The following is a 5,750-nucleotide window of genomic DNA, read 5'->3' as shown; positions in this document are numbered from 1 at the left end:
CCACCCGCTACGAGAAAACCGCCACCATCTACCTGGCCGGACTCCACGTCGCGGGCATCTTCCTCTGGTCCGCCCGATGATCCAAACGAAACTGCCTAGGTGGGTCGCGTCGCGCCCCAGGCGGTCGGTGCGCTCGATGTCGACGCCTGTGGCGAGAACCTGCGGATGGATGCTGGCGAAGCAGGCACCGATGTGCCCGGCGCAGTGGCTGATGGACCCGTGGGCATCCTCAGGGAAGAGAGGGCGTCTTCCGTCTCTGAGGACGGGCCCGTGGACGTTCAGGGCCTGGAGGGCACGGGCAGCTGCTAGTCGGCCGGCAGCGAAGTCTGCTCGTCTGGCGGGGGCCAGTTGCTGCTCCAGTTCGCGTTCCTGGGGATGCAGCGTGCTGGCGTCGTTGTTGAACTGGACGATTGCGGTCGCTGTGCCGACGAGGGGGCCTGCCAGCACCCGTGGGGCCAGGGCCGGTTTGCTGGGAGCCCGGTGGCTTCCTGACACAGCGTTGGTGGCGGTGATTGGCATGCGTTCCTGCCGAGGCCGAAGGGTGCCCGCCGTTGAGGCGGGCACCCTGGAGGGGGTCTTCGTGGTTCAGACCGTCGCGTCGGCGTGTGCCTTCGTCGGCTGGGGAGCGTTGTTGTCCTCGGCCGGAGCGGCCGGGTCCTCGCTGCGGTCCTTGAGGATGAGGTGGAGGACGATCGCGCTGGCCAGGCAGATGGCAGCAGTGGCCCAGAGCACGACCTGGAAGCCCTGTGTGTAGCCCTGCCCGAGGAAGTCCGTGAGGGCTTCTCGGCCACCGGCCGGCGTCTTGGCGACGACGGTGTCCAGATTGCCGCTGGTGACGCTGTCGGTCGCCTGCTTGGCGTCGAGCCCGCTGCCCTGAGCGAATCGGCCGATGCCGTCAGACAGCTTGCCCTGCACCAGGGAGACGAGTGCGGCGACCATGCCGGCGACGGCCACGGCCTCGGACGCGAGTCGGATGGTGTTGAACATGCCGCTGGCCATGCCGACCTTCGCCGGAGAGACGGTGCTGACCGCTGCCCCGTCCATCAGCCCGTAGATGAGACCGATGCCGATGCCGACCAGCAGGAGGGGGCCTGCCAGCTCGAGGAGCGAGACCCCCGGGTGCACGACTGTCAGCCAAGCCAGGCCGGCGGCCACGAGTACGAGGCTTCCGCTCAGGATCGGTCGCATGGAAACGCCGGCCTGGACCAGCCGCCCGGCCACCAGCGGGAAGAGGAGTACCGGGGCGGTCAGCAGCAGCATGGTGATGCCGGCCTGGCTGTCGGTGAGCCCGTTGGCGCCCACCAGGTACGACGGGAGCAGGACCATCAGGCCGACGAAGCCGAACGAGACGGCGGTGGCCAGCAGGTTGACAGCCATGAAGCGGGGCTCGGTGAACAGCGACAGGTCGAACATGGGGTGCTGCTGGCGGCGCTCGACGGCCACGAAGGCGGCCAGGAGCACGAGGCACCCGGCGAACAGGCCCAGAACGCCGGAGCTGCCCCAGCCCCACGTCGGTCCCTGAATGACGCCCAGCGTGAAGCAGAAGAGCGCGAGCGTGAAGGTCGCGGTGCCGGCCCAGTCGACGGCCTTCGCGTCGGGGTCCTTGGACTCCTGCACCAGGCGCAGGCCGGCCACGGACACGGCGGCGATGGCGAACTGGACCCAGAAGATGGACTGCCATCCCATGGCCGAGACGAGCATGCCGGAGGTGGTCGGGCCGAGGGCGAGGCCGGCGCCGATGGTGACGCCGACGTACGCGAAGGCCTTGGTGCGGGCGGCCCCGTGGAACATGTTGGCCATGACGGAGACACCGGCGGTCATCATGGCGGCCGCGGCGACACCCGCAACGGCGCGGGCGATGTCCACCATGATCACGTTGGTGGCAAGAGCACCGGTCAGGGCGGAAACGCCGTAGAGGACGATGCCGAACCCGAACACCCGCTTGCGTCCGATGCGGTCGGCGATGGAGCCGGCGGCCATCATGAAGCTGGCTGCGGTCACGTTGTAGGCGTTGACGACCCATTGCAGGGGCACGACGCCGGCGTCGAGGTCACGTCCCATCGCCGGCAGGGCGACCGGTGCACTGCTGAGGCCGTAAGGGACGATGAAGACGGCGAGGCACAGGGCGAGGATGGTGAGGCCCGCGCGAGGCGGGGCCTCAGGCGTGGTGGAGGCCATCGGAACTCTCCTTGATCCGTGAAAAGTCGGGGTGGGGCGGCGGAATGCGGGGGAGGTATCCCGCCGCCCCGGTCGAGGAGACGCGCCCGGAAGCGGGCGTGCGCCGGGTGGTCAGTTCGCGCGCTGCGGCAGGGCGCGCAGGAACTGATTGAGGGTCTGGAGGAACCGGTTGTCCTCCCACTGGGCATAGACGAGGTCCTGGTGCGTCAGGGCCGTGTCGGAGAAGAGCGACAGCTCCGGGATCTTGCTGGCGGCCGTGACGGAGGCCGCGGCCTGCCCGGTGGTGCCGTTGGTGAGCCCGGATTGGAAGGCATAGAGGGGGATGTTGATGTCCGCCCCGTGCGCCAGGCGCAGGCCGAGGAACCGCGTGAGCTCGGTCTCCTTGAAGTCGATGGCGGCGACCAGGTCGAGCATGACCCGGTTGAGCGTGTACCAGGTCCAGGCGCCGGGGCGGGGCCCGGCGAATGCCTCGGCCACGGTGCGGAGCTTCGTGGGGCCGCCGTCGACCCATGCGCCGTCCTCGTTCAGATGCCCGGCCTGCACCGAGTAGGAGGGGTGGGCCTGGGCTGCATCGACGAGGCGGCCGAACAGACCGGCGTTGGTGACGGGGCCGTTGACGCGGAACGCCTCGGGCAGCCGGTCGGCCAGCACGGAGGGGCCGTCGGGGTCTGTCAGGGCGTGCTGGGCGGCGAGCTGGTACCACAGGGCCGCCGACTCGGGGCGCTCCCCCAAGCCGGTGGTGGTGCTGGTGAAGTCCTCGAAGACGGCTCCTGAGCGGATGGCCGCGAGCCATCCCTGCGCGGCCTCCATGGGCAGCTCGAACTCCATGCCGGCGCCGGAGTAGGCGTTGAGTACGCCGCCGTCGACGATGGCCAGCCCTGCAAGGTCGCTGTAGCCGGGGGTGCCGTTGAAGTCCCAGGCGCCGTAGAGGAGGGCTTCACTTCCCCCGACGGAAACGCCGCCGAGCACGACCTCGCGTCGGCCTCCGTCAGAGGCGTCGAGGACGACCCGGCGGAGGTCCTCGAGGAGTACCTCCAGGCCCCAATCGGCGGCGTAGTCGGCCTTGGCCGGGTCCTGGACCTGGTAGTGGCCGCCCAGGTAGTACTCGGTGGCCTGCTCCGCGGTGTCCCCGAAGCCGGTGAGGTCGGCGAGGTTCTGCTCGCGCCGGTCCACAGCCCATACCTGCAGGTTGTTGTCGGCGCTCGTGAGCGTTCGGCCCGTGTGCTTGAAGACGCCGGCGGCTCCCTCGCGGCCGCCGAGCAGGACGAGGACGCGTCGCGCGTTGCGGTTACCGATCTTCAGCACCCCGACCTGCTGCAGCTCATCCGGGCCAGCGGCCTGGACGCCTCGCACGTACTCGTATGTCTCGATCCAGTCCTGCTGCTCCTGCGACATGACGACCCACTCCCGTGTAGTTGCACTTATCCGGTGTTCTGCAACAAGAACGTACCAGAGATCGATAGACATGCAACATCAACGTAGCCATTTTCTTTTGTACTGCATCCACCAGGTCACATACACTGGGTGTGTCGAATCCACGAGCGAGAGGCGGCCACACCGTGACCCCGACACCTACGAAAGAGCGGCCCCTACGCGCCGACACGGAGCGCACGATGCGCACGATCCTGGAGGCCGCGGAGCAGGTGCTCGGCGCCGATCCGACGGCGAGCCTGGCCCAGATCGCGGCTGCGGCCGGTGTGGCGCGCACGACCGTTCACCGTCGCTTCGCGAACCGGGAGGCCTTGATTGACGCCATGGCCGTGCACGCCTTCAAGCAGGTGGAGGAGGCCATCGACGTGGGGCGCCCCGAGACGGCCCCTCCTATGGTGGCGTTGCATCAGATCACCGCGAATGTGATCCAGGTGAAGAGTGGTTGGCGCTACACCGTTAGCCAGCCACTGCTGCGCGACCCGGAGGCTGCGGCCGCCCATGAGCGCATCTTCGCGAAAGGGCATCTACTCCTCGACCGGGCGCAGAAGGCCGGTCTTCTGCGCCCTGACGCAGACCTCGAGTGGGCTCGCCGTGTGTACCACGCTTTGATCGAACAGGCGATTCAGGTGCAGGCGGAGGAGGCCACGGATCCTGACACCCTCGCGGCCGCCGTGGTCGACACGCTCCTGAAGGGGCTGGGCCCCAGCAGCTCCTGACAGTGGCGTGACAACGTGCGGAGGGGCGGCACCCGCTTGAGCGGGTGCCGCCCCTCTTCATCTTGCTCTGCTACGAGTGCCGTCAGGCGGCAGGTGCCGGCTTGGGGGCGCCCTCGAGGGGCTTGTCCCATGCGCCGAGCTGACGGAACAGTTCGAGGTCATCGCGGACGGCCCAGTGCTCGTGCACCTGGCCGTCGGCGATGCGATAGATGTGGATGTGCTGCACCCGCACCTCCTTGCCCGTGGCCGGCACCCCCATGAAGTCGGCCACCTGCCGGCCGGAGAAGATCAGGCGGATGGTGGCCTTGTCGCCCTTGGCGAAGGCATCGACGGTTTCCCAGCGCGCGTTCTCCCAGACGCTGCGCATCCAGTTCGCCGTGCGGGCGTAGGCTTCCGCGCCCACGGGAGCGCCTTCGGGGGCCTCGTAGTCTACGAAGTCGTCGGCGACCAGGCGCCTGGCGACCTCGATGTCGCCGTCGTTGAAGATCCGGCCCATGTCCAGGGCGATCTGCAGAACTTCTTCTTCGGTCATTGCGGTCATGGCCTGTCCTTTTGTGAGGTGTGAAGCTGGGTCGTTTCGCCTGCTGCCAAACGGCCTTCGGGAGGGTTGCGGGGCTACTGGCCCATGCCGATGCCGCCGCCGATGGGCACTGCGGCGCCGGTGACGTAGGAGGCGTCGTCGCTGGCGAGGAACTTGACCACGTTGGCGACTTCCTGCACGGTGCCCGTGCGTCGCAGCGGAGTCTGGCTCAGGAGTTGGTCGCGGCGCTTGTCGGTGACCGCGTCGATCATGTCCGTTTCGATGAGGCCCGGTGTGACCATGTTGACGGTCACGTTGCGTGAGCCCAGCTCCCACGCGAGGGAGCGGGTGAGGCCGAGCATTCCGGCCTTGGACGAGGCGTAGTTGGCCTGACCAGGGGATCCCAGGAAGCCCATGATCGACGAGATGAAGACAATGCGCCCCCACTTGGCGCTGATCATTGACTTGGAGACGGCCTTGGCCATGCGGAAGGAGCCCACGAGGTTGGTCTCGATGACGTCGGTGAAGTCTTCCTCGCGCATGGTCGGGCTCAGCGCATCGCGTGTGATGCCGGCGTTGGAGATGAGGACGGAGACGGGGCCGATCGCTGTTGGCGACAACGGCGGCTGCCCGTGGTGCGGCGAGATGAGCAGGGCTGCAGCACCCGGCCAGAGCAGTAACGTTTCGGCCACCGCGCAACGGACGCCGGGAGCCCTCCAGCAGATTCGATTCCAGCATGGATCGCCCTGGGCTGTCGCCGTTGCCGGACTCGTCGCGATCATCGTCGGAGCGTGGCGGGGCCTGCGCTAGGCCGTTTCGTTTGGATCAGTTGGTCGTTGGTCAGGGTGTGCCGTTGACTGACGCGCAGTGGGCGCGGATCGAGCCGTTGCTCCCGGACCGGACGC

Annotated in this window: 6 protein-coding genes; 1 reads left to right on the top strand and 5 read right to left on the bottom strand. The window is 68.2% G+C overall.

The features are described 5' to 3' along the window. The 3 genes from IO40_RS40000 to IO40_RS0132580 all read right to left on the bottom strand — a co-directional run. The coding region (locus IO40_RS40000; RefSeq protein ID WP_482255576.1) for a 4'-phosphopantetheinyl transferase at window positions 1-519 on the bottom strand (519 nt) is incomplete at its 3' end. Window positions 520-585: 66 nt separating this feature from the next. Further along, window positions 586-2,178, bottom strand: coding sequence for an MFS transporter (locus IO40_RS0132585; RefSeq protein WP_051719362.1), 1,593 nt, complete (start codon window positions 2,176-2,178; stop codon window positions 586-588). Window positions 2,179-2,289: 111 nt separating this feature from the next. After that, complete coding sequence (locus IO40_RS0132580; protein ID WP_051719361.1) at window positions 2,290-3,573, bottom strand: hypothetical protein; 1,284 nt, start codon at window positions 3,571-3,573, stop codon at window positions 2,290-2,292. Between the two features lie 218 nt (window positions 3,574-3,791). On the opposite strand from IO40_RS0132580, the gene IO40_RS0132575 reads away from it, so the two are divergent. Then, window positions 3,792-4,325, top strand: a complete 534-nt coding sequence (locus IO40_RS0132575; RefSeq protein WP_051698808.1) for a TetR family transcriptional regulator — start codon at window positions 3,792-3,794, stop codon at window positions 4,323-4,325. A gap of 82 nt (window positions 4,326-4,407) precedes the next feature. On the opposite strand, the gene IO40_RS0132570 is transcribed toward IO40_RS0132575, so the two are convergent. Next, window positions 4,408-4,866 (bottom strand): ester cyclase, encoded by a 459-nt coding sequence (locus IO40_RS0132570; protein WP_033230410.1) that lies wholly within the window; start codon window positions 4,864-4,866, stop codon window positions 4,408-4,410. 74 nt (window positions 4,867-4,940) lie between these two features. Continuing rightward, entirely contained in the window at window positions 4,941-5,627 is a 687-nt protein-coding gene (locus IO40_RS36620) for an SDR family oxidoreductase (protein ID WP_078659855.1), read from the bottom strand. Window positions 5,628-5,750 lie beyond the last annotated feature (123 nt).

This window comes from Streptomyces albus subsp. albus, assembly GCF_000725885.1.
Lineage (GTDB): Bacteria > Actinomycetota > Actinomycetes > Streptomycetales > Streptomycetaceae > Streptomyces > Streptomyces albus.
The sequence above is the reverse complement of the archived record's forward strand: the minus strand, read 5'-3'. Positions and strand labels throughout refer to the sequence as shown.

Excerpts from the sequence above, each read along its gene's own strand:
- IO40_RS0132585 (WP_051719362.1), bottom strand. The coding sequence starts at position 2,178 with ATGGCCTCCACCACGCCTGAGGCCCCGCCTCGCGCGGGCCTCACCATC.
- IO40_RS36620 (WP_078659855.1), bottom strand. The coding sequence starts at position 5,627 with ATGATCGCGACGAGTCCGGCAACGGCGACAGCCCAGGGCGATCCATGC.
- IO40_RS0132575 (WP_051698808.1), top strand. The coding sequence starts at position 3,792 with ATGCGCACGATCCTGGAGGCCGCGGAGCAGGTGCTCGGCGCCGATCCG.
- IO40_RS0132570 (WP_033230410.1), bottom strand. The coding sequence starts at position 4,866 with ATGACCGCAATGACCGAAGAAGAAGTTCTGCAGATCGCCCTGGACATG.
- IO40_RS0132580 (WP_051719361.1), bottom strand. The coding sequence starts at position 3,573 with ATGTCGCAGGAGCAGCAGGACTGGATCGAGACATACGAGTACGTGCGA.